The organism is Aureimonas fodinaquatilis (genome assembly GCF_008369445.1).
GTDB classification, from domain to species: domain Bacteria; phylum Pseudomonadota; class Alphaproteobacteria; order Rhizobiales; family Rhizobiaceae; genus Aureimonas; species Aureimonas fodinaquatilis.
On sequence record NZ_VTWH01000001.1, the window covers coordinates 1107740 to 1128578 of the forward strand.

Below are 20839 nucleotides of genomic sequence, written 5' to 3' on the forward strand. Positions count from 1 at the left end.
CTCAAAGGGCTGCAAATCGCTCTGTCGTCAGGGTCTGGTTGTCTGTGCTCAGAGCTGAGCCAGAATAGCCCGTGCAGTAGAAACCTCGGCCTGTCCTGGTGCTTCTTCAATATTGATCGACTTGACGACGCCATTGTCGACAATCATTGAAAAACGACGTGAGCGAACGCCAAGTCCTGCGCCGGAAAGATCGACATCCAGACCTGCTGCACGGACGAAATCGGCTGAGCCATCTGCGAGGAACAGGATCTTGTCTCCTGCCTCGGTTGCATTCTGCCAGGCACCCATGACGAATGGATCGTTGACGGCAACGACGGCGATGGTGTCGACGCCTTTGGCGCGAATTTCGTCATTCAACTCCAGGAAGCCGGGCAGGTGGTTCATGGTGCATGTGGGGGTGAAGGCACCGGGTACGCCGAAGAGGACGACCTTTTTGCCGTCGAACACTTCTGCGGTTGTGATTGGCTTTGGTCCGTCCTGTGTTTTAACGCGGAAGGTGGCTTCGGGAATGGTGTCGCCTGGGTTGATTGTCATGTGGTGTTTCCTCTTTCGACTCGAAGGGTTGGCGGCCTCGCGACTGCAACTGGTCAATGCTTTAAGCAGTTCCAGCAAAAGTGTGAAACGGTTTTGCGTTCGGAACTGCGTCAGGCAGAAAAATTGAGTTCCAGCAAAGTGTGGAAACGGTTTTGTTTTCGGAACTGCGTCAGGCAAAGAAATTGAGTTCCAGCAAAGTGTGGAAACGGTTTTGCGTTCGGAACTGCGTCAGGCAGAAAAATTGAGTTCCAGCGAAAGTGTGAAACGGTTTTTCGTTCGGAACTGCGTCAGGCAAAGAAATTGAGTTCCAGCAAAGTGTGGAAACGGTTTAGCGTTCGGATCTGCGTCAGGCAAAGAAACCGAGCCCGAGCACGAGCGTGGAAACGTTTTGCTGGATTATTGGACGGGAATGGTGACGCCACGCCAGATGCGGGCAAATTCGCCATCAACGATGAGAATGTCGGCTTCGATTGTTGGCGGATGTGCCTTTGGGCGGGTATCAACCATCAGTTTTAGCTGCTCATGGTCATCGGATATCCCGGCTGTTTCCAGCGGCGCGAACTGCCAATCGGCGGCAGCGACAAAAATGTCAGCGATTGAGTCTGGCGTGCTGGATAAGGGATTGGCGACAAACAACGTGTTGCCGTCAATATGAGCGACAAGCGGCTGGGTCGCTTCGTCGGGAAGGGCTGCGAAAGCCGCTTTTACAGCAGCAATATCTCCGGGAGAAGGATGCTGCGGCACATCCAGTTCCAGCGTGGTGGCGGCTGGAACGCAGACGGTGTCGCAAATCCCGAAAGTTGCAGCCAGCTTCAGGCGGCTTTCACCCGTCGCGGCAGGTGCGGCAAACGCAATGGCCATGGGCTGGCTGTAAACGATGGACGATGAGTAAGCGTCTTCATAGCGCTCAGGCACTGGAAACGACAGTTGCGGCGGACTGGAGAAACTGCTGCCCGAAAAGTCCAGCATTGGTGCCAGGCCCGTTTGACCGGGGTTGAGCCAATAGGTTTTCCAGCCGGGTTCAAGCTCGAATGACAAAGCCCCTTTGATCATACCATTTGCGTCGGCTGGAAGGGCATGCAGGCGAACGGTGACACCATGGGTGGTGTAGCTGGCTCGCGGGTCGGCAGCGGCAGCGACAGGATCGGGCGCCAATGCACCTATGATGCTCAACAGAATTGCAGGGAACAGGTGAAATTTCATCTCGGCTCGATTATTATATATAGATGACAGAAACTCGGAACACCGCGGCGGCTGGCAATGGCACTTCTCTGGAGGGCTCGTTCCTGATTGCCATGCCCGGAATGAGCGACAAACGCTTTGCAAAATCGGTTGTTTACATTTGCGCGCATTCACCCAACGGGGCGATGGGGTTTGTCATTAACAAGCCACAGACCATGAGTTTCCCGACCCTTTTGATGCAGTTGGAAGTCATTGCGCGGCCCGAGGATATTCTTATGCCGGAACATGGCAAGAATATTGTGGTGACCAATGGCGGCCCGGTGGAAAGCGGGCGCGGCTTTGTGCTGCATTCAGGCGATTACAAGTCTGTCGGCACCGTGGTTGTGGACAGCAATATTTCGCTGACGCCGACAATGGATATTCTGAAAGCACTTTCCAAAGGCACCGGCCCGCATTCGGCGATGATGGTGCTGGGCTATGCCGGCTGGAGCGCCGGACAGTTGGAAAGCGAAATTGCGGCGAATGGCTGGCTGACATGCCCGGGTGATTTTGACATCGTGTTCTCGACACGGGCTGAGCAGAAATACTCGAGCGCGCTGGCCAAGATGGGCATTGATCCGGCATTTCTGGCTGCGGAAGCGGGGCACGCCTGACGGGTTATGCCGTGCGTCGAATTCCGGCGTCTTTGCCGCGAGTGCGCTTTTCCTGCAATCGCCGCCTTGCTTCTTCCGCTGTAACCGGCGGGGCATAGAGGCGACTTTGAATATAGTCGCACTTGAACTGCTTCAGCTTTTCAGCGTCGCTATCGGTTTCCACACCTTCGGCAATGATTGTCAGGCCAAGATCATGCGCCATGGTGACAATGGAACTATAGATCATCAATCGTTCATCGTGGCGCTCGCCCCGCAGAAAATTACGGTCGATTTTCAGCGTGTCGAATGGGAAGCGCATGAGATAGGAAAGCGAGGAGTGGCCCGAGCCGAACTCATCCAGTGTCAGGCCAACACCCATTTTCTGCAATTTGTCGAGAAGTCTGGCCGAGCGTTCGGGATTGTCCATCACCACGGGCTCGGTGAATTCCAGCCGCAGAGTTTCAGGCGGAAGGTGATAGCGTTTCAGCACGCGTGACACGTCATTGATCAGTTCCTGACGCAGCAATTGGCTGGAAGCAATATTGACGCAGATGAACAGGCTGGAACGGCCCGAAATTCGTTGCCAGTCACTGGCACGGCGGGTGGCTTCGTCCAGAGTGACCTGACAAAGCTGCTCGATCTGACCACTGGCTTCTGCAACGCTGACCAGTTCACCCATTGGCACCAGCCCGCGTTGCGGGTGTTCCCAGCGCAGCGCAACCTCAAAGCCGGCTGTGCTGCCATCCTTGATACGAATGATCGGCTGGTAGTAAAGGTGCAGTTCCTGCCGGGTAAAAGCGCGACGCAGGTCCGCTTCCAATTCCTGCCGACCGGATTTGCTGGTTCGGAAGGCGGGGCGGTAAGGCTCTATCCGGTCGCCGCCCAGCTTCTTGGCCTCAAACATCGCCAATTCGGCCTCGGTCACCAGTTCATCCGGGGTGGAGCCGTCGGACCATCCGGTCAGGCCGATGGAGCCGGTGAGGTGAATTTCGGTGTCGGTGAAGCTGATGGGAGCGCGGATGACCCCGCGCAGATATTCGGCAAATGCCGCAACTTCCGGCACTTCGCTGCGCGATGTCAGAAGGATTGCGAACTGATCGGCATCCAGCCGGGCCAGCGAATCCTGCGGTTTCAAAACGCGTTTGAGGCGGCGGCCGACAGTCAGCAGAACCGTGTCGCCGGTGACAACGCCGAATTCTTCGTTGATCTTGCCGAAACTGTCGATGTCGATGACAAAAATGGTTGGTTTAACGTCGGTGCAAACGCCGATCATGCTTGTCAGCGCATCCAGCCTGTCCAGCAGCAATTCGCGGTTGGGCAGCCCGGTCAACTGGTCGTAAAGCGCATCGTGCAACAGCCGCTCTTCAGACTTGTGGCGGCCGGTAACGTCCTTGAGTGTGCCCACGCACCGCACCACCTCGCCATCGCTGCCCAGAACAGGGCGTGCATGCAGGTTCATCCAGTGGTAATGGCCTTCTTCGCCACGAACGCGGAAATCCTGGCAGATGCGCCCGCGCCTGTGCTCGATAATGGCATCCAGCGTGGCTTTGAACCTGTCCCTGTCATCCGGGTGCAGAATGGGCAGCCAGTCACGCGCCGGGCCATTCATAGTGCGGAACGGCATATTGCTCATTTCGTCTGAATCCGAGCCAACGAAAATGCGATCCCGCATCACGTCCCAATCCCATATGGCGTCACCCGTGCCGGATAGAGCCAGCGAGCGGCGTTCCATGTCTGAAATCAGCCCAGTGGCAAACGTGCCACCGGCGAACGCATGTTGCATGACGGTGAAGCCGAACAGAAGCACAATCAGCACCAGCCCGCCGCCAAGCGCAGATTGCACAATGTCATTGTCGATCCGGCCCTGAACAGTCATAGCCGCAGCGGCAAGCCATGCGCAGATCAGAATCCATGTTGGTATCAACATGAAGGCGCGGTCAAACCGATGCACCGCCAGAACCACAATCAACACAGCACCAACAGCCGCTATGCCAACCATGGACATGCGCGCGATGCCGGACGCTATGGCCGGCTCAAACACGGCCAGAATGCCAAGGCCCGCAAGCCCGCACAGCCAGATCAGCGTAAAGGCCGAAAGCGCCCTGTGCCACCGGTTCAGGTTGAGATAGGCATAGAGAAACACGACCAGCGTAAATGCTATCGCAATTTCCGTGCTTGCCCGCCATATCCGTTCATAACCGGGCTGGGTGGGAATGAGCTTTTGCCAGAAGTCGAAATCAATGCAGACATAGGCCAGAACAGCCCATGCCAGCGCCGCCGTGGCCGGGAACACTGCAGAGCCTTTGACCACGAACAGAATGGTCAGGAACACGGCCAGCAGACCGGCAATGCCAAGAACAATCCCGCGATAGAGGGTGAAAGCGTTGACCGTATCCTTATAGGCGTTGGGTTCCCACAACCGGATTTCGGGCAGCCTGTCGGATGAAAGCTCTGCGACGAAGGTGATGACCGAGCCGGGGTCCAGCGTGACGAGAAACAGATCTGCTTCGGAGTTTTCCAGGCGGTCCAGTGCAAAGCCTTCGGACGGGGTGATGGCAGCTATGCGCCGCGAGCCCAGATCCGGCCAGACAACGCCGGAACCTGCCAGTTTGAAATGCGGCGCCACCACCAGCCGGTCAATCTGCGTATCGGCATTGTTGGCAAGCGAAAAAACTGCCCAATTGCCAGTTGGGTTTGGCAGAACAGATTCCACTTCAATGCGGCGCACAATGCCATCGGCACCGGGAACGGTGGAAACCTGAAAATTGTTGCCGTCGCTTTTGTGAAACTCCACTGCAGGCAGCAGATCCAGCGCCACAGTGTCCCGGCCAATACCCACCGGTTCCAGAGCCATGGCCACATTGGTCAGGGCGAAACAGGCAAACAGAATGCTGCTAAGCCAGATGAATGCAGACCGAAGCCGCCAGGAGGTCCCTGACACCAAACCGTTACGCACTTTTGCCGATTTTGCTCTGGAGTTAAACATGAATGCTGGCAGGCACCTTTCAGGCATGGAACAAACGGCAAAACAAAGGCAGCGGAGCCTTGGACACCGGAGTTGAGGCCGTATTATGGCTTTATGCCTGCCGCAGGTCTTCTGCAAGCAGCGAATAAAGATGATGGTCTTCCCAGGAGCCCGCTATCTTCAGATATTTCCGCAGATAGCCCTCGTGCCGGAAACCTGTGCTTTCGAGCAATCTTCGTGATCGTTCGTTGGACGGCAGGCATGCGGCCTCCAGCCGATGCAGACCCTCTATGTCAAAGGCAAAACCGCACACCAGACGCACTGCGCCCGCCATATGACCCTTGCCAGCAAAGGGCGCACCCATCCAGTAACCAAGCGTCGCGGACTGCGCTACGCCTCGCCGGATGACACCAAGGGTCAGGCCGCCATACAGCGTCTCGCCGTTATTGCCGAAAATCAGAAAAGAATAGCTGGTTCGCTCGCGCGCCTCCTGCCGGTAGCGGGACAGTCGTTCGCGGAACGCCTTGCGGCTCAGCTCGTCAGCCGCCCAGGCTGGTTCCCATGGGGTCAGAAAATCGCGGCTGTCCTCACGCAGGCGGGCCCATTGCACATAGTCATCGCTGACAGGCAGGCGCAAAAGCAGCCCATTGCCCTCCAGCTGGGGCGAATCAAAGCGGGAAAGCCATTCAATAAGCGCCATGACTGCCGTGTCGTTACGATGCTGGCAGTGACTGCCCGACCGGGCATTGCCGCAGCATGTCATGCAGATCCGCCATGCTTTGCAACTGGTTGACAGGGCCAATGGCTGCAAGTGTCGGGGTGGAGCCCAAAAATGTCTGTGCCGCCAGCCCGGCCAGCCGTTCGGCGGATATTGCCGACAGCCGATCTATCAGCTCTGTATTGCTGATCGGTGCGCCATTGAACAGCAATTGCCGGGCAATCTGGGCAGAACGGGCAGACGGACTTTCCTGGCTCATCAACAGGCTGGACCGCATCTGAGCGCGTGCGCGGACAACTTCCCGCTCGGTAATGCCTTCTGCGGCGCGCATCAATTCCCCGGCAATAACCGGTGCCAGCTCGGCCAGCTCTTCTTCACCCGTTGCAGCATGCACGCCAAAAATACCGGTGTCCGAGAAGCTCCAGTGGAAAGCCGAAACCGCGTAGCAAAGGCCACGCGTCTCTCGCACTTCCTGAAACAGTCTGGAAGACATGCCGCCGCCCAGAATGATCGACAGAACCTGCGAGGCGTAAAAATCACGCGCATAATAGGGCCTGCCCTCAAACCCCATGACCAGTTGCGCATCGGCCAGATCGCGCATCTCGCGAAAATCGCCGCCAGTATAGCGTGCCAGGCTGGCGGGGTTGGTATCGCGGACAGCACCCGGCTGCATGTCGCCGAAAGCCGCACTGATCCTGTCGACAATCTCGCGGTGGGAAACACTGCCCGCAGCGGAAACCACTATCCGGTCAGGCGTATAGTTGCGGTTCATGTAACCGGCAATATCGGCGCGGCTGAACCCTGAAACGCTCTCCCGAGTGCCAAGGATAGGACGGCCAATAATCTGCCCCGCAAAGGCTGCAGACTGAAAATGGTCGAAAACAATATCATCCGGCGTGTCTTCTGCAGCGCCAAGCTCTTGCATGATGACGTGTTTTTCGCGCTCAAGCTCATCTTCTTCAAACAGCGAGTTGCGCAGTATGTCCGACAGGATATCCAGGGCCAGCGGCACATCTTCCCGCATAACCCGGGCGTAGTAGGCGGTGGTTTCAACGCTGGTGGACGCGTTCAGCTCGCCGCCCACATCCTCGATTTCTTCGGCAATGCGGCGGGCAGACCGGCTGCCGGTGCCTTTGAACGCCATATGCTCTAGCAAATGGGCAATGCCGTGCTCGCGCACGGATTCATCGCGCGCGCCAGCCTTGACCCAAATGCCCAAAGCCGCACTTTCCAGCTTGGGCATTTCATCTGTGGCAATGGTCAGGCCATTTGCAAGCCGGGTGATTTCCACACTGCTCATGCAGCCGCCCCAGCCTGAGCGGCGCGGCTGTGAGCAAGGATGAACTGCTTCACCTGTCCAACATCATTGGCCAGCGTGGTGAAGTCTTCGGGTTTGGTCATCAGGTCGGCATGGGTGGCGGGCAGGGCAGGTTCCACACCGCAAGCCGCTTTGATGGCGGCCGGAAACTTGGCCGGATGGGCGGTTCCCAGAACAATCATGGTTGCATCGCCCCTATGGCGTTCTGCCACGCTGACAGCAACGGCAGTGTGCGGGTCCAGCACATAGGCGCGGCTGTCATTGTAGTGGCGGATGGTTGCCGATGTAGCGGCTTCATCTGTACGGCCGGCGTCAAAGCCGGCGCGAATGGCGGCCAGCGTTTCAGGCGGTATGGTGAAGCTGCCTGATTGTTGCAGGCTTTGCATCAGCCGGTTCACTGCTTCCGCATCCCGCCCGCCGGCTTCAAACAACAGGCGTTCAAAATTCGACGAAACCTGAATGTCCATGGACGGCGACATTGTTGGCCGCACGCCCAGCGTTTCATAAACGCCGGTCTTGAGGCTGCGCTCCAGAATGTCGTTTTCGTTGGTGGCGATAATCAGCCGTTCAATGGGCAGGCCCATGCGCTGTGCTGCGTACCCGGCAAAAATGTCGCCGAAGTTGCCGGTCGGAACCGTGAATGAAATTTTCCGCTCGGGCGCGCCCACGCTGGCGGCTGCAGCGAAGTAGTAGACAATCTGGGCCATGATCCGTGCCCAGTTGATGGAATTGACGCCTGACAGTGCGGAAGCATTGCGAAAGCGCGTGTCGTTGAACATGGCTTTGACCAGCGCCTGACAATCGTCAAACGTGCCATCCACGGCCAGAGCATGCACATTGTCTGCGCCGGAGCTTGTCATCTGCCGCTGCTGCACTGGCGACACCCGCCCGTGCGGAAACAGGATGAAAACATCTGTCCGGCTGCTGCCTGCAAATGCGGAAACCGCGGCGCCGCCCGTGTCGCCCGATGTGGCGCCAACAATGGTGGCACGCTGGCCGCGCTCTGCCAGCACATGATCCATCAACCGGGCCAGAAGCTGCATGGCCACGTCTTTGAAAGCCATCGTCGGCCCGTGAAACAGCTCCAGCACATATTCGTTGGCACCAGTCTGTACCAGCGGCGCAACTGCAGGGTGGCGGAAACTGCCATAAGCATCATCAATCATGGCTTTGAGCGCCTGATCGGAAATATCGCCGCCGACAAAAGGCTTTATAACGTCAAATGCAACGTCTGCATAAGGACGCCCGGCAAAACCGGCAATGGTTGCCTTGTCCAGACCTGGCCAGGTTTCCGGCACATACAGGCCGCCATCACTTGCCAATCCAGCGAGGAGAACATCTGCAAAACCAAGACGAGGCGCTGTTCCCCGCGTACTTACGTATTTCACGGCATCTTTCCATTCTGCACACAAGGCACTGTCAGTTCAGATATGCTGGAATTCCTCTAGCACAAATTTCACAAACTGTTCCAACTGTCTGGCTGCTGAATTTACAGTTCTGATTGCCAGCCAGTGCTTAATATATAAATACAAGGCAGGAAATCAGTGATTTTTTAAGCAGGTCTGGCGATTCGTTCGCCTTGATTAAAATGGGGGATTGGTCATGTTGGCATCCGGAATGCGCTGCGCAACAGGCGCTGCAATGGCGGCAGTTATTGCGGTATTGGCAGGTTGTTCAACATCCGGCACGCCCTCTGCGCTGGAAGAGGCGGCTTTGAACTATGCCGATCCCCGGGATTGTCCGCGTGTGGCCCTGATTGAGGAATCATCCATTCTGCGCAAGGGCGAAGCACCGAATTATGAGTATGTGGTTTCAATCTCTGAAGTCACACGCTCCTGCGTCATCAATGGCGGCCAGATATCCATGGATATCGGCGTTGCCGGTCGCCTGGTGCCGGGAAATGCGGCGCGTGCCGGCAATATGACCTTGCCGGTTACAGTGACCGTTTCTGACAGCACGGGTGTCGTTGTTTCCAAATCCGGGCGCATTGCGGTGGCCATAGCGCCCGGCGGACCATCCAACTTTACCTTTGTTGAACGCGGCGTCGTGGTTCCGGCAGGTGGGTCTTTCGTGGTCAGCGCTTCCATCAACGGCCAATAAGCCGCACCGGCAAATACGGGATCAAGCTTTTTCCCAATCGGAAAAAGCCTCAACCACGGCGGGAAAATCGCTCAGGCGGTGAATAACGGTTTCTGCACCTGCGTCGGTCAGTGAATCCGCATGGCCGACATGGGTGTGCCTGCCGCCGGTGAAGCCAACCACGCGGCAACCGGCTGCCGCCGCTGCGGCAACACCATGCACGGAATCCTCCAGCACAATGGCGTTTTCCGGCGCTACGCCAAATTCCCGGCAAGCATATAGAAAAACGTCCGGCGCAGGCTTGCCGCGCTTGGTGCCAACCTCGCGGGAAGGGTAGATGTAGGGGCGGAACCTGTTCCACAAATCCACGTGCCGCAGCATCAGTTCCAGACGGAACATCATGGAGTTGGAGCAAATGCAGCGGGGCAGGTCCAGCCTGTCCAGCATGTCATGCACACCGGCAATTGCGGCCACTTTGGCCAACCGGATGTCGCTTTCCTTTTCCACGTCTGCGACGAAGTTCTCCGGCACACGCAGGCCAGCCTCTTCACCCAGAATTTCAACAATGCGAACCAGCGTCAAACCGGCAAAGCGCTGTGAAATCTCTTCGGGCGAAATCTCGTAACCAAGCTCGGCAAACTTTTCCGATTCAATTTCCGAAGCCACAATTTCTGAATCCACGAGCACGCCATCGCAGTCGAAAATAATCAGCGAGAGAGCCATATTTGTAAAAACTCCTGAGGCGTTTGCAGGCCGGTTCAAGACGTGCCCGGCAGATCAATTCAGTCACATCCATGCGATGGAATGGCCGGACCATTCCCACGTGTGCGTCTTTTACATCGGCCCCACCACGGTGCAAGACATGCAGCCAGAAAGTTTATTGTTCAGGTTCACCGATTGTTTACCTCGTTCGGTAACCATAAGCGCGGTTCAGTGTTGCGTATAACCCGTGGTGATTTGATGTCGAATGCGCGTCTTGTGTCTCAAGTGCCGGATGCAGATACTGCTTCCTGGTGCAATACCATCATCAAGGGTGATTGCGTTTCAAGGTTGGAACTGCTTCCCGAAAAATCGGTTGACGTGGTGTTTGCCGATCCGCCCTATAATCTTCAGCTTAACGGCGATCTGACACGGCCTGATCAGTCCCGCGTGGATGCGGTGGACAATGACTGGGACCAGTTCGACAGCTTTGCCGCTTATGATGCATTTACCAGAGCCTGGCTTCTGGCGGTGCGTCGTGTGTTGAAGCCAAATGGCACCATCTGGGTCATTGGCTCCTACCACAATATTTTCCGCGTTGGCTCCATCATGCAGGATCTGGGGTTCTGGATGTTGAACGACATTGTGTGGCGCAAGGCCAACCCAATGCCGAATTTTCGTGGACGCAGGTTTCAAAATGCCCATGAAACCATGATCTGGGCGTCGCGCGACAAGGAGGCCCGCAGCTATACCTTCAATTATGAAGCGATGAAGGCTGCCAATGACGATTTGCAGATGCGCTCCGACTGGCATTTTCCCATTTGCTCCGGCGGAGAGCGTTTGAAGGACGAGAGCGGACAAAAAGTTCACCCGACACAGAAGCCGGAAGCTTTGCTGGCGCGGGTCATTTTGTCTTCCTCTCGCCCCGGCGACGTAATTCTGGATCCGTTTTTCGGCACGGGCACAACCGGCGCCGTGGCCAAGCGGCTTGGCCGCAACTATGTCGGCATAGAACGGGAAGACGACTATATTGCCGCTGCCACACAGCGCATTGCGGCGGTTGAACCGCTGGACAGCCTGTCCATTCGTGTCACGGCGGGCAAGCGGGCAGAACCGCGTGTGCCATTCAACACCTTGATCGAGTCCGGGCTGTTGCAGCCGGGCACCGAGTTGACGGATGCCAAGGGCCGCTACAGCGCGCTGGTGCGTGCGGATGGCACAATTGCGGTTGGCAACGAGGCGGCGTCCATTCATCGAATGGGCGCACGTGTGCAGGGGCTGGAAGCCTGCAATGGCTGGACCTTCTGGCACATTCGCCATGAGGGCAAGCTGCAGGTCATCGACGAATTGCGCCGCCAGGTGCGCTCTTCAATGGAAACTGCCTGAGCTGTGTTTTCCTGTTAAGCGAGACCGATCTACGGTTTCGCCAGTGCCAGAGCCAGGCACTTGCGCATCAGCGTTGGCAGCGCCTGCTGGTCCAGCGTTGGCTGGGCCTGCCACCAGCCGTCAAGGGTCTGGTTGGTGTTGGCCCTGGCATGCCACACTGTCAGCGTCAGGTGAAAATGCGTGAAGGTGTGGCGCACTTTTCCAGCCTCTCGCCAACTGGCTTCAAACGGCGCCGCTTCATCGCCCGTTGCACCATCCTGCCTTGCCGACCACGCGGTCGTGGGTGGCTCCGCCATACCGCCAAGCATGCCGGATGGCGGGCGTTGACGCAGAAAAACAGCGCCATCCGAGGGGCGCTCAGCCACAAAGGCTGCGCCCACGCGCTCCGGCTTGGCCGGCTTTTTCTTTTTGACAGGAAAGTCTTCGGCAGTTCCCGCGCTGTAGGCTCCACAATGGTCATTGACCGGGCAGAGCGCGCAGACAGGTCTGCGCGGTGTGCAGATTGTTGCACCTAGATCCATCATCGCCTGCGCAAAATCACCTGCGCGCGTTTGCGGTGTCAGCGCTTGCATTTTCTGGCGAATTTCCGCTCTGGCCGCTGGCAGAGGCCTATCAATGCAGAACAACCGGCTGATGACACGCTCAATATTGCCATCCACCACCGCCACCGGCTCGTCATAGGCAATGGCAGCAATGGCGGCTGACGTATAATCGCCAATGCCGGGCAGGTCTCTCAACCGGGCCGCTGATGCCGGAAACGCTCCACCTGTTGCCGAAACTGCCCTGGCGCAGGCAAGCAGGTTGCGGGCGCGGGCATAGTAGCCAAGACCCGCCCATGCGGCCATGACCTCCTCATCCCGTGCGGCTGCAAGATCGTGCACCTTTGGCCAGCGAGTGGTAAAATCTTCAAAATATTTTTTCACCGCGGCAACGGTGGTCTGTTGCAGCATGACTTCGGACAGCCAGACCCTGTAAGCATCCGGCCAGACGCCCGCCCGCCGCTGGTCAGGCGCGGTGCGCCAAGGCAAAGTGCGGGCATGGCGATCATACCATGTCAGCAGATTGGATGTTACCTTGTTTGCTCCGGCACCCGGCATTGGCGTCGCTTCTCCGGCAAATGTTCGCCTGCGTCATGAGACTGGCTTGACTCATTGCAGCGCGAAGTTCATCCGACGGGGAAAGACATTCACACAAGAGTTGTCAAGGCGTGTTGATCAACCACTATATCATCAATCTCGATCGTTCCCCAGACCGCCTTGCCGCCATCGTGGCGGATTGCGCAGCGGCGGGCATTGAGCCCATTCGCGTGCCGGCGGTGGATGGCAAGGCCGTTCCGGTTGCCGAACGGACGTTGCTGGACGAAAAAGGCTTTCTGCGCGACCATGGCAAACGCCCGCAACCGGGGGAGTTTGGATGCTATGCCAGCCACTTGCGGGTGTTCGAAGCTTTTCTGGCAAGCGATGCGGATTACGCCGTGGTGCTGGAAGACGATGCCGCGCCACCGGTGGACCTGAAAGAGATTGAACAATCGCTTCTGGAAAAGGACGATTGGGATCTGGTCAAGCTGGTCAACTACCGCATGCCCAAGCTGCTGGTGGACCGCAAGTTGCACGGCAATATTGCCTTGGGCCGCGCAGTCTTTGGCCCGACCGGCGGCTCGGCGGCCTATATGCTGAACCGCAAGGCGGCAGCAAAGCTGTTGCAAACATTGGTTCCCATGACATTGCCCTATGATGTGGCGCTGGAGCGCGGCTGGGCTCATAAAATTCGTGTGCGGCATGTTGCGCCCGATGCAATTGCCCTGAACGAGCTGACCAATAACGGTCTGACTATGGAAGGCCAGAGCTATTCAGCCTACCGGCTGAAGCCGTGGCAACGGCTGCCGACATTACGCTTTCGCGCCGTGGATTTTGCCCGCCGCATGATTTTCGCCGTTTCAGGACGCTCTGCATGACGCGAAGCCGATTTTTCTTTTTGCGGCGGCGGTTGGATGCACTAGCGCTGGTGCTGGCGATGGCGGCCATTTCCGTGCTGGTTTCTGCCGGAAAGGTGCTGTTTGGCGCGCTGGCCGTGTCGGGCCTTGTGCTGGCTGTTATCCGGCCAAAAAGCTGGAACTCCGCGCCAAAGGTGTTTTCGCTGCTGCTGGCGGCTTACTGCATCTGGTCGATTGGACTGAGCCTTTTGCGGGGCGAGGGGCTGGACGGCAACCGCCTGCTTTCATACGCCGCTATAGAACTGGCCGTAGTGTTTTTGCCGCTGGGGCTGTTTTTCATTCGCAAGCCGCTGGATGCGATGATTTTGGGCGCGCGTATTGGCGTGGTGGCGCTGCTGCTGGCAACGGTAACGGAATTCTGGCTTACGGGTGAGCGCATCGGGTTGGGGCGCAATCCGGCCATTCTTGGCTTCATGGTGGCTGCTGCGGGGTTGATTGCCCGTTTGCCAATGGACAAGCCCGTGCGGTTTCTGCCGAATGGTCGCTGGTGGCTGTATGTTTCGCTGGTGCCAGCGCTGTTGACGCAAACCCGTGCGGCATGGGGCGTTTACCCGGCAATGGCCGTGCTGGATATGGTTGAGCTTGGGCGTAGTGCTCTGCGCCGCCGGGATAAAAATTCCCTGGCTGTCATGGCAATAGCCGGTGTTGTTGCGGCAGTTGTGCTTTTGCCATTCGTTTCCACCATTGTGGAGCGCGGGCAATCGGGCATGGTGGAAATTCACCGGTACGAAACCACCGGTGTTGCCACGGGTTCTGTGGATGTGCGCCTTGCCATGTGGGATTCCGCGTTGCAGGTTCTGGCGCAAACACCGGCCATTGGCGTTGGCCATGTGAACAAAATGGCCATTGTTTCGGAAAATGCCGGGGTTAATAAAGCCGAGGTTGGCAAATACACCCATTTGCACAATCTGGTGGTGGATGAGGCGTTGAACAGTGGCCTTATTGGTCTGAGCCTGCTGCTTCTGGTGTTTGGCTGCTTTATCGTTTCTGTCTTTGTCCAAAGCCGAAATGTGCTGCTGCGTGAAACGGCGGTGGTGTTCGTGTTTCTGGTTTTCAGCTATGGTTCGTTTCACGGCGTGCTGCTGAATGAATGGATGATCATTCTGGTCTTCGGCTTCATGAGCGTAACGCTGACAGACCTTGCCAGGCGAAGGCGCGCTTTGGCAATCAGACAAAGACTGTAATGCTTTGAGGAGGGCGGATTGATGGCACGCCCGCAAGCGCCGAAAGGCGCGCGACAGGTAGGCGAACTGGTTGCAAATCTGGTGGACCCGGTTCTGGCACGCAAGGCCGGCATCAGCATCAGCCTTTTGTCCGCATGGCCGGAAATCGCCGGGGCCAGACTGGCGGAGGCGACACGGCCGGAGCGTCTGGTCTGGAATACGAAGCCCTATGATGATGCGCCGTTTGAACCCGCAACGCTGATCGTTGCGTGTGAAGGAGCATTCGTGCTGCGTTTGCAGCATGAAAGCAACGAGCTGGTGCAGCGCATCAACGCGGCGTTTGGCTATCACGCTGTCAACCGGGTGAAGATTGTTCAGAAGCCGGTTCATATCACCCCGCCCAATCGCAAACTCAAAATGCGACCGCTGAACGCGCAGGATCATGACTTTATTCAGCAGGCCACGCAGTCAATTGAGAATCCAAGGCTTAAAGCAGCACTTGAACGGTATGGCGAAACGATTCTCGGCCGCAACCAGCCGAAGAAATGATCGGGCATGCCGCCTGCTTGAAAAAATCGTTTGAAAAATATCTTTAACTGATTGAAATTAAACTTATTAATGGGTTCTGTGCCAGGTCTTGCCCGCAAGGTTTCCCAATCGTGATGCTGGTTTGGTATGGTTTTGCGTCTTTGCGCCCTATTCGTGACGTGATTTATGGGATAGCTGGCTTTATGAGCCGTGGCATCAATCAGGAAGTTCTCATGTCGCCAATTAAATCAGCCGGAATTGTCAAAAGTTTTGCATCAGCGTTGTTTGCCGGAGCAATTTTTGTCGCAGGGGCGCAGGCTGTTACAGCGCCTGCCTTTGCACAGGAAACCGCTGCGCCGCAGGCTCAAGGTACCGTTGACGTGGAAGCGCTGATGCGTGAAGGGGCGCTGCCCGATGTTGTCATCGGCGACCCGGACGCACCAGTTACGATTGTTGAATATGCTTCGTTGACATGCAGCCACTGCGCGGCCTTTCATGAAAACACCTATCCCAAAATCAAGGAAGACTATCTTGATAAGGGCATAGCCAAGCTGATCATTCGCGAGTTCCCGTTTGATCCGCGTGCGACGGCTGGTTTCATGTTGGCGCGTTGCGTGCCGGAAGACCGCAGAACCGCAATGGTGGATGTGTTGTTTGATCAGCAGCAACGCTGGGCCATGGCGCAGAATGCTTCGGTTGAGCTTCTGGCAATTGCCCGTCAGGCTGGCATGTCGCAGGAACAGTTCACCGCTTGTTTGCAGGACAGGGACCTGCTGGCCAAGGTTGAAGCCGTGCAGAAGCGTGGCCAGGATGAGTTTGCGGTCAATGCCACACCGACATTCTTCGTGAACGGCAACCGTTACGGCGGCGCGCTCAATGTTGAAGAAATGAGCGCGGTTATCGAAGCAAATCGTTGATGCCAATCATACCGGTCAGTCTTAAGACTTTGGTTTGGTTCTGCTTATAGGATGAGACTGCAGAATTTCCGCTTTTTCCAAAAGGCGGAAATTCTCGTTTAACAACTCTTTGAAAGCCCGGCATGGCGGGCCGGTTAAAAATGGCAAGGAAGTCTTTTTCATTCCGACGTGGCGCGGCTGATCGCGTTGCGGACCCCGTTGAATCATTGGGGTTAAAGGGTGCCAACCTTGCGCTGCTGGCTGCGCTTGATCTGCCTGTGCCACCGGGATTCACCATTTCAACTGCTGCATGGCGTGAAGCTGCATCGGCTCATGATGGTCTGCCTCAGTCATTGCGGGCAGAAGTACTGACAATGGTGGAAGGGCTGGAAGAGGTAACGGGCAGAGTTTTTGACGGAGACAGCCGGCCCTTGCTGCTGGCTGTGCGCTCCAGTGCGCGGGCTGCCATGCCAGGGCTTGCCGACACGGTGCTGGATATTGGCCTGAACAATCGCACGGTTGAAACCATTGCGCTGGAACTGGGCGATCTGCCATTTGCCTTCCGCTCTTATCGCCGGTTCATCGAAAGCTTTTCCAGTCTGGTTTTTGCCGCTGACCCCGCGGAATTTGAAGAACTGGCAGATGCTGAGCGTGAAAGCGCCAAGTGGCAGCTTGCCGAGCCTTCCACTCCGGACGAGTGGCGTGCGCTGATAGCGCGCTACCTTGCCTATATTGAGGATGAGCTGGGCGAATCCCTGCCACAAGGGCCGTTTGAGCAATTGCTGAAAGTGGTGGAAGCCGGCTTCGCAAGCTGGCGAAATCCGGTGGCGCGCGCCTTTCGTGCCGCGCACGGTATTTCTGAAAATGCCGGTCTTGCAGTGACCATTCACGCAATGATTTTCAACGAGCGCGGCGAAAAATCCGGCACCGGCCATGCGCTGTCGCGGGATGCGGTAACCGGCAAGGCTGCTTTGTGCGGCGAGTTTAGGCTGGGTGCCAGCGAAGAGGATGAGGATTTCGGCGGGTCCGGCAAGGCCATTGACCTTGCATCCGAAACTGCCACGGCAGCATTTCCCGCTGAAATCGGCGCTCTGGCCGATTATGTCCGGCGCATTGAAACGCATCTGGGTGATGCCTGCGAAGTGGACTTCATGGTGGGGGACGGGGAGCTGTATCTGCTCCAGTCCCGCGTGGCGCGGCGCAGCGTCGCCGAAGCGGTGCGCATTGCCGTAGAAATGGCCCGGGAGGGCGTCATCGATGAAGATGAGGCGTTGCTGCGCATTGACCCGATGTCACTGGAGCAGCTTTTGCACCCGACGATTGAGCGGGGTGAGGCGGTCGAGGTGATTGGACGCGGCATGCCGGCTTCTCCCGGTGCAGCCAGCGGCCAGATTGCCTTTACCGCCGAAGCGGCTTTGCAGCTTGTGGCGGAAGGGCGCAAAATTATTCTGGTGCGCAATGAGACCCTGCCGGAAGATGTGCACGGCATGCACGTGGCCGAGGGGGTTTTAACCATACGCGGTGGCACAACCAGCCACGCTGCTGTTGTGGCACGCGGAATTGGCAAACCGTGTGTGACGGGTGCAGGTGCGCTGCGAATTGATTTTGCTGCCGAAACGCTGACGGCTGGGTCCACTGTTCTGGCCGCAGGAGATTTCATCACCATTGACGGCGCTTCCGGGGAAGTTCTGCGCGGCGAAGCGCGGCTGAGCCGGCCAATGCTGACGGGCGACTTTGCTACGCTGATGGAGTTTGCCGATCGTGCGCGCCGCATGGGCGTGCGCACAAATGCGGAAACTCCGCTGGAAGCGCGGGCCGCACGTGCCTTCGGCGCCGAGGGCATCGGCCTTTGTCGTACAGAGCATATGTTTTTCGAGGGTGAGCGCATTGGCGTGATGCGCGAGATGATCCTTGCCAGTGACGAGGCCGGGCGGCGCGCGGCGCTGGACAAGCTGTTGCCCATGCAGCGCTCGGACTTTGTCGAGCTGTTTGAAATCATGGCTGGTCTGCCCGTGACCATCCGCCTGCTTGATCCGCCATTGCATGAGTTTCTGCCAAAGGGCGATACGGAAATTGCCGAAACCGCCGCAAGTTTGAACCTGCCGGAAAAGGCATTGCGGGACCGGATTGAAAAGCTGCGCGAGTTTAACCCTATGCTTGGGCATCGCGGCTGCAGACTGGCTATCTCGTATCCGGAAATCGTGGAAATGCAGGCCCGCGCGATATTGGAAGCGGCCATTATTGCCGGTGGGCGCAAGGGCAAGGACGTGGTGCCCGAAATTATGCTGCCGCTGGTTGGGCTGCGCCGCGAACTGGACTTTGTAAAACAGCGAATTGATGCTGTTGCCGCGCAGGTGACGGCCGAACGCGGGCGGGAAGTGTCCTATAAGGTCGGCTCGATGATCGAGTTGCCGCGCGCCGTGATGCGCGCTGACTCGATTGCCGAAGTTGCGGACTTCTTTTCGTTTGGCACCAACGACCTGACGCAGACCGTTTATGGAATTTCGCGGGATGACTCGGCTAATTTCCTGTCCACCTATCAGCGGGAGAGGATTATCGAGCGGGATCCGTTTCAGACCATCGACGTGGAAGGCGTTGGCGAATTTATCGCCATGGGAGTGGAAAAGGCGCGTCGCACAAGGCCCGACATAACATTGGGCGTTTGTGGCGAGCAGGGCGGTGACCCGGTGTCGATCGGCTTTTTTGAACAAACGGGCCTCGACTATGTTTCGTGCTCGCCATTTCGCGTGCCCATTGCCCGTGTGGCGGCGGCACAGGCGGCCATACGCTTTGAACGCGCCATGCGCACAGCAACTTCACCCAAAACCCGTGGGCGCGGCTAAGGCAGTTTCGTTGAACCGGTTTCAGGTTCAACGGCAGGATAATGCAACATAACGGGCCAGCGCAGTCTATTGTAACGAACGGAGCTTGAGGTTTGGCCGGACACTATATTCGAAAGCGGGTCTGGGCTGCCGACTGGTCGTTCTTTCTGGTGGCCTTTTCGGGCGCATTGCTGCTAACCGGCTTTGCGTTTTTCCGCGCCAGCATGTCGGACAGGTTGGTCTTTGCCTACACGGTCATTGCAGTGGCTGGTTTCCTGGCGCTTGGTCTCCTGTTGTCTTTCTATTCAATCGCTCAGGTCTGGCGACGCGGCGGATATGGCGGCGGCAGGGCAATTGCCGCTTTGTTTCTGGGCCTTATCGTTGCTGCGCCGTTTGTTGGCGGCGGCATCCTGGCTTACGAATACCCCACCGGCAATTCTGCCCGCACCGCTGGCCTGGTCAATGAAACAGAGGCAGAAATACAAGAGGGCGGCGCTCTGATGCTGGGCAGGGATTTTCCCGCAACCGCACGAGAGGTTTACCAGGCAAGCCGGCAGGTGCTTGATGACTTGAGGTGGCGGGTGGTTGAAGTGGAAAGCGCCAGTCTGCCAGAGCTTGAAAATGGTGATCTTGGCGTTTCCGGAACTGTCAGCGTGCCGCTTCCGACCCTGCGCTCCAGCATTCCCGCGGACACGGAATATGATCGCTTTGCGCAGATTGATGCGGAAGAATACGACATAACGGCAGAGGCTTTTGCCCCGCTGTTCCACTTTGCCAGCGACGTGGCCATTCGCATTCAGGAAGACTCGGGCACCACCTTCGTGGATGTTCAGGCCACATCGCGCGATGTGCCGCGCGATCTAGGCCAGAACCGGCGTTTTATAGATGCGTTTCTGATGCGGTTGGAGGCGGTGATGTCGCAACGCCAAAGCGGCGTGGTGGAAGATTAGAGCCCTACCGCCGATCTCATGCCAGTGCCCAGCGCGTGGTCAGACTTGGTGGACCGTCTGCCTGAACCCGCCCTTGCTGGTGCAAATATTCCAGTTGCGCCAGAACGCTTAGGCCCGCTGCACCATGCAGGCGCTTATCCGTTGTGCGGTAGATTGCCGCCACAATATCGGCAATCAAACTGTCGCCGCCATTCAGCCGCTCCAGAATAGCGGTTTCGCGCATGCGTCTGTGCGAGCGAAGGCCGCGTAAAAACGCCTGCGGGTTTTCCACCGGGCCGCCATGGCCCGGGAAATAGGTCGCCTCACGCCGCTTCATCAGCTTGTCCAGTGAAGCCATGTAGTCCGCCATTGAGCCATCCGGCGGCGCAACAATGCTGGTAGACCAAGCCATCACGTGGTCTCCCGAAAGCAGTATTGTCTGGTCCGGCAGTGCAAACACCATATGGTTGGCGCAATGGCCCGGTGTGGCCACCGCCTGAAATGTGCCTGCACGAAACTTCAAAACCTCGCCATCGTCCAGCCGGCGGTCGATGACAAGCGCATGGTCGGCTGCGGCATCCAGCAGATTGACCTCGCCATCAAAAAGCGGGCGGGCGGCCTTGTGCGGCCCCTGCGCCATCACCGGTGCACCGGTTTCTGCCGCCAGTTGCGCGGTCAATACCGTATGATCCAGATGGGTGTGAGTGATCAGGATTGCTTCCACCGGGCGCGACCCGATGGCAGCCATCAGTGCTTCCATATGCTTCGGATCATCCGGGCCCGGATCGACTACCACCAGACTGTCGCGGCCGATCAGATAGCTGTTGGTGCCGTGAAAGGTCATGGGGCTGGCATTGGCTGCCGTGATGCGCCAGACCATCGGGGCAACTTCCACTGCCTTGCCGGTCTGCGGATCAAATTGTGTTTGCAGGGCCAAGGTATCTTTCATTCTGAAATGGGTTGTCTTCCAATGACGACTTGTCAAGTCGCGCAGT

The 20839-nt window shown here is 57.5% G+C and carries 18 protein-coding genes; 9 read left to right on the forward strand and 9 right to left on the reverse strand.

Annotated elements, in window-relative coordinates; translation table 11 throughout:
* Window positions 1-48 precede the first annotated feature (48 nt).
* The gene (locus tag FPY71_RS05225) at window positions 49-534 is read right to left on the reverse strand and encodes a peroxiredoxin (RefSeq protein WP_149298248.1); all 486 of its coding nucleotides are present in this window, start codon (window positions 532-534) and stop codon (window positions 49-51) included.
* Window positions 535-930: 396 nt separating this feature from the next.
* Complete coding sequence (locus FPY71_RS05230; RefSeq protein WP_149298250.1) at window positions 931-1737, reverse strand: protein-disulfide reductase DsbD domain-containing protein; 807 nt, start codon at window positions 1735-1737, stop codon at window positions 931-933.
* Window positions 1738-1760: 23 nt separating this feature from the next.
* On the opposite strand from FPY71_RS05230, the gene FPY71_RS05235 reads away from it, so the two are divergent.
* Complete coding sequence (locus FPY71_RS05235) at window positions 1761-2369, forward strand: YqgE/AlgH family protein (protein WP_149298251.1); 609 nt, start codon at window positions 1761-1763, stop codon at window positions 2367-2369.
* Between the two features lie 4 nt (window positions 2370-2373).
* On the opposite strand, the gene FPY71_RS05240 is transcribed toward FPY71_RS05235, so the two are convergent.
* The 4 genes from FPY71_RS05240 to thrC all read right to left on the reverse strand — a co-directional run bounded on the left by FPY71_RS05240 (window position 2374) and on the right by thrC (window position 8737).
* Window positions 2374-5304 (reverse strand): EAL domain-containing protein, encoded by a 2931-nt coding sequence (locus tag FPY71_RS05240; protein WP_342791231.1) that lies wholly within the window; start codon window positions 5302-5304, stop codon window positions 2374-2376.
* Between the two features lie 121 nt (window positions 5305-5425).
* Window positions 5426-6013: a GNAT family N-acetyltransferase gene (locus FPY71_RS05245; RefSeq protein ID WP_149298255.1), complete on the reverse strand. Its 588-nt coding sequence runs from the start codon at window positions 6011-6013 to the stop codon at window positions 5426-5428.
* Window positions 6014-6026: 13 nt separating this feature from the next.
* Complete coding sequence (locus tag FPY71_RS05250; RefSeq protein ID WP_149298257.1) at window positions 6027-7331, reverse strand: M16 family metallopeptidase; 1305 nt, start codon at window positions 7329-7331, stop codon at window positions 6027-6029.
* Window positions 7328-8737: a threonine synthase gene (gene thrC, locus FPY71_RS05255; protein ID WP_149298259.1), complete on the reverse strand. Its 1410-nt coding sequence runs from the start codon at window positions 8735-8737 to the stop codon at window positions 7328-7330. The genes FPY71_RS05250 and thrC overlap by 4 nt, the downstream gene beginning before the upstream one ends.
* A gap of 214 nt (window positions 8738-8951) precedes the next feature.
* Here thrC and FPY71_RS05260 point away from each other — a divergent pair, with 214 nt between their 5' ends.
* Window positions 8952-9449 carry a hypothetical protein gene (locus FPY71_RS05260; RefSeq protein WP_149298260.1) on the forward strand — a complete coding sequence of 166 codons (498 nt, stop codon included), beginning with the start codon at window positions 8952-8954 and terminating at the stop codon, window positions 9447-9449.
* Between the two features lie 21 nt (window positions 9450-9470).
* Here the strand turns inward: FPY71_RS05260 and FPY71_RS05265 are convergent, their stop codons facing one another.
* Window positions 9471-10151, reverse strand: a complete 681-nt coding sequence (locus FPY71_RS05265) for an HAD family hydrolase (protein ID WP_149298262.1) — start codon at window positions 10149-10151, stop codon at window positions 9471-9473.
* Window positions 10152-10388: 237 nt separating this feature from the next.
* On the opposite strand from FPY71_RS05265, the gene FPY71_RS05270 reads away from it, so the two are divergent.
* The gene (locus tag FPY71_RS05270) at window positions 10389-11513 is read left to right on the forward strand and encodes a site-specific DNA-methyltransferase (protein WP_149298264.1); all 1125 of its coding nucleotides are present in this window, start codon (window positions 10389-10391) and stop codon (window positions 11511-11513) included.
* 29 nt (window positions 11514-11542) lie between these two features.
* Here FPY71_RS05270 and mutY read toward each other — a convergent pair whose 3' ends face one another.
* The gene (mutY, locus tag FPY71_RS05275; protein ID WP_149298266.1) at window positions 11543-12610 is read right to left on the reverse strand and encodes an A/G-specific adenine glycosylase; all 1068 of its coding nucleotides are present in this window, start codon (window positions 12608-12610) and stop codon (window positions 11543-11545) included.
* A gap of 110 nt (window positions 12611-12720) precedes the next feature.
* On the opposite strand from mutY, the gene FPY71_RS05280 reads away from it, so the two are divergent.
* From FPY71_RS05280 to FPY71_RS05305, 6 genes are all read left to right on the forward strand, one after another.
* Window positions 12721-13467: a glycosyltransferase family 25 protein gene (locus FPY71_RS05280; protein ID WP_188052211.1), complete on the forward strand. Its 747-nt coding sequence runs from the start codon at window positions 12721-12723 to the stop codon at window positions 13465-13467.
* Window positions 13464-14690 (forward strand): O-antigen ligase family protein, encoded by a 1227-nt coding sequence (locus FPY71_RS05285; protein WP_149298270.1) that lies wholly within the window; start codon window positions 13464-13466, stop codon window positions 14688-14690. The genes FPY71_RS05280 and FPY71_RS05285 overlap by 4 nt, the downstream gene beginning before the upstream one ends.
* A 21-nt stretch (window positions 14691-14711) precedes the next feature.
* On the forward strand, window positions 14712-15218 hold the full coding sequence (locus tag FPY71_RS05290) for a DUF721 domain-containing protein (RefSeq protein WP_149298272.1): 507 nt from the start codon (window positions 14712-14714) through the stop codon (window positions 15216-15218).
* Window positions 15219-15430: 212 nt separating this feature from the next.
* The gene (locus tag FPY71_RS05295) at window positions 15431-16114 is read left to right on the forward strand and encodes a DsbA family protein (RefSeq protein WP_246160135.1); all 684 of its coding nucleotides are present in this window, start codon (window positions 15431-15433) and stop codon (window positions 16112-16114) included.
* A 140-nt stretch (window positions 16115-16254) separates the two neighbouring features.
* Entirely contained in the window at window positions 16255-18936 is a 2682-nt protein-coding gene (ppdK, locus tag FPY71_RS05300) for a pyruvate, phosphate dikinase (RefSeq protein ID WP_149298275.1), read from the forward strand.
* Between the two features lie 92 nt (window positions 18937-19028).
* Window positions 19029-19865, forward strand: coding sequence for a DUF1499 domain-containing protein (locus FPY71_RS05305; protein ID WP_149298277.1), 837 nt, complete (start codon window positions 19029-19031; stop codon window positions 19863-19865).
* Between the two features lie 16 nt (window positions 19866-19881).
* Here FPY71_RS05305 and FPY71_RS05310 read toward each other — a convergent pair whose 3' ends face one another.
* The gene (locus FPY71_RS05310) at window positions 19882-20793 is read right to left on the reverse strand and encodes an MBL fold metallo-hydrolase (protein ID WP_149298279.1); all 912 of its coding nucleotides are present in this window, start codon (window positions 20791-20793) and stop codon (window positions 19882-19884) included.
* Between the last annotated feature and the right edge of the window lie 46 nt (window positions 20794-20839).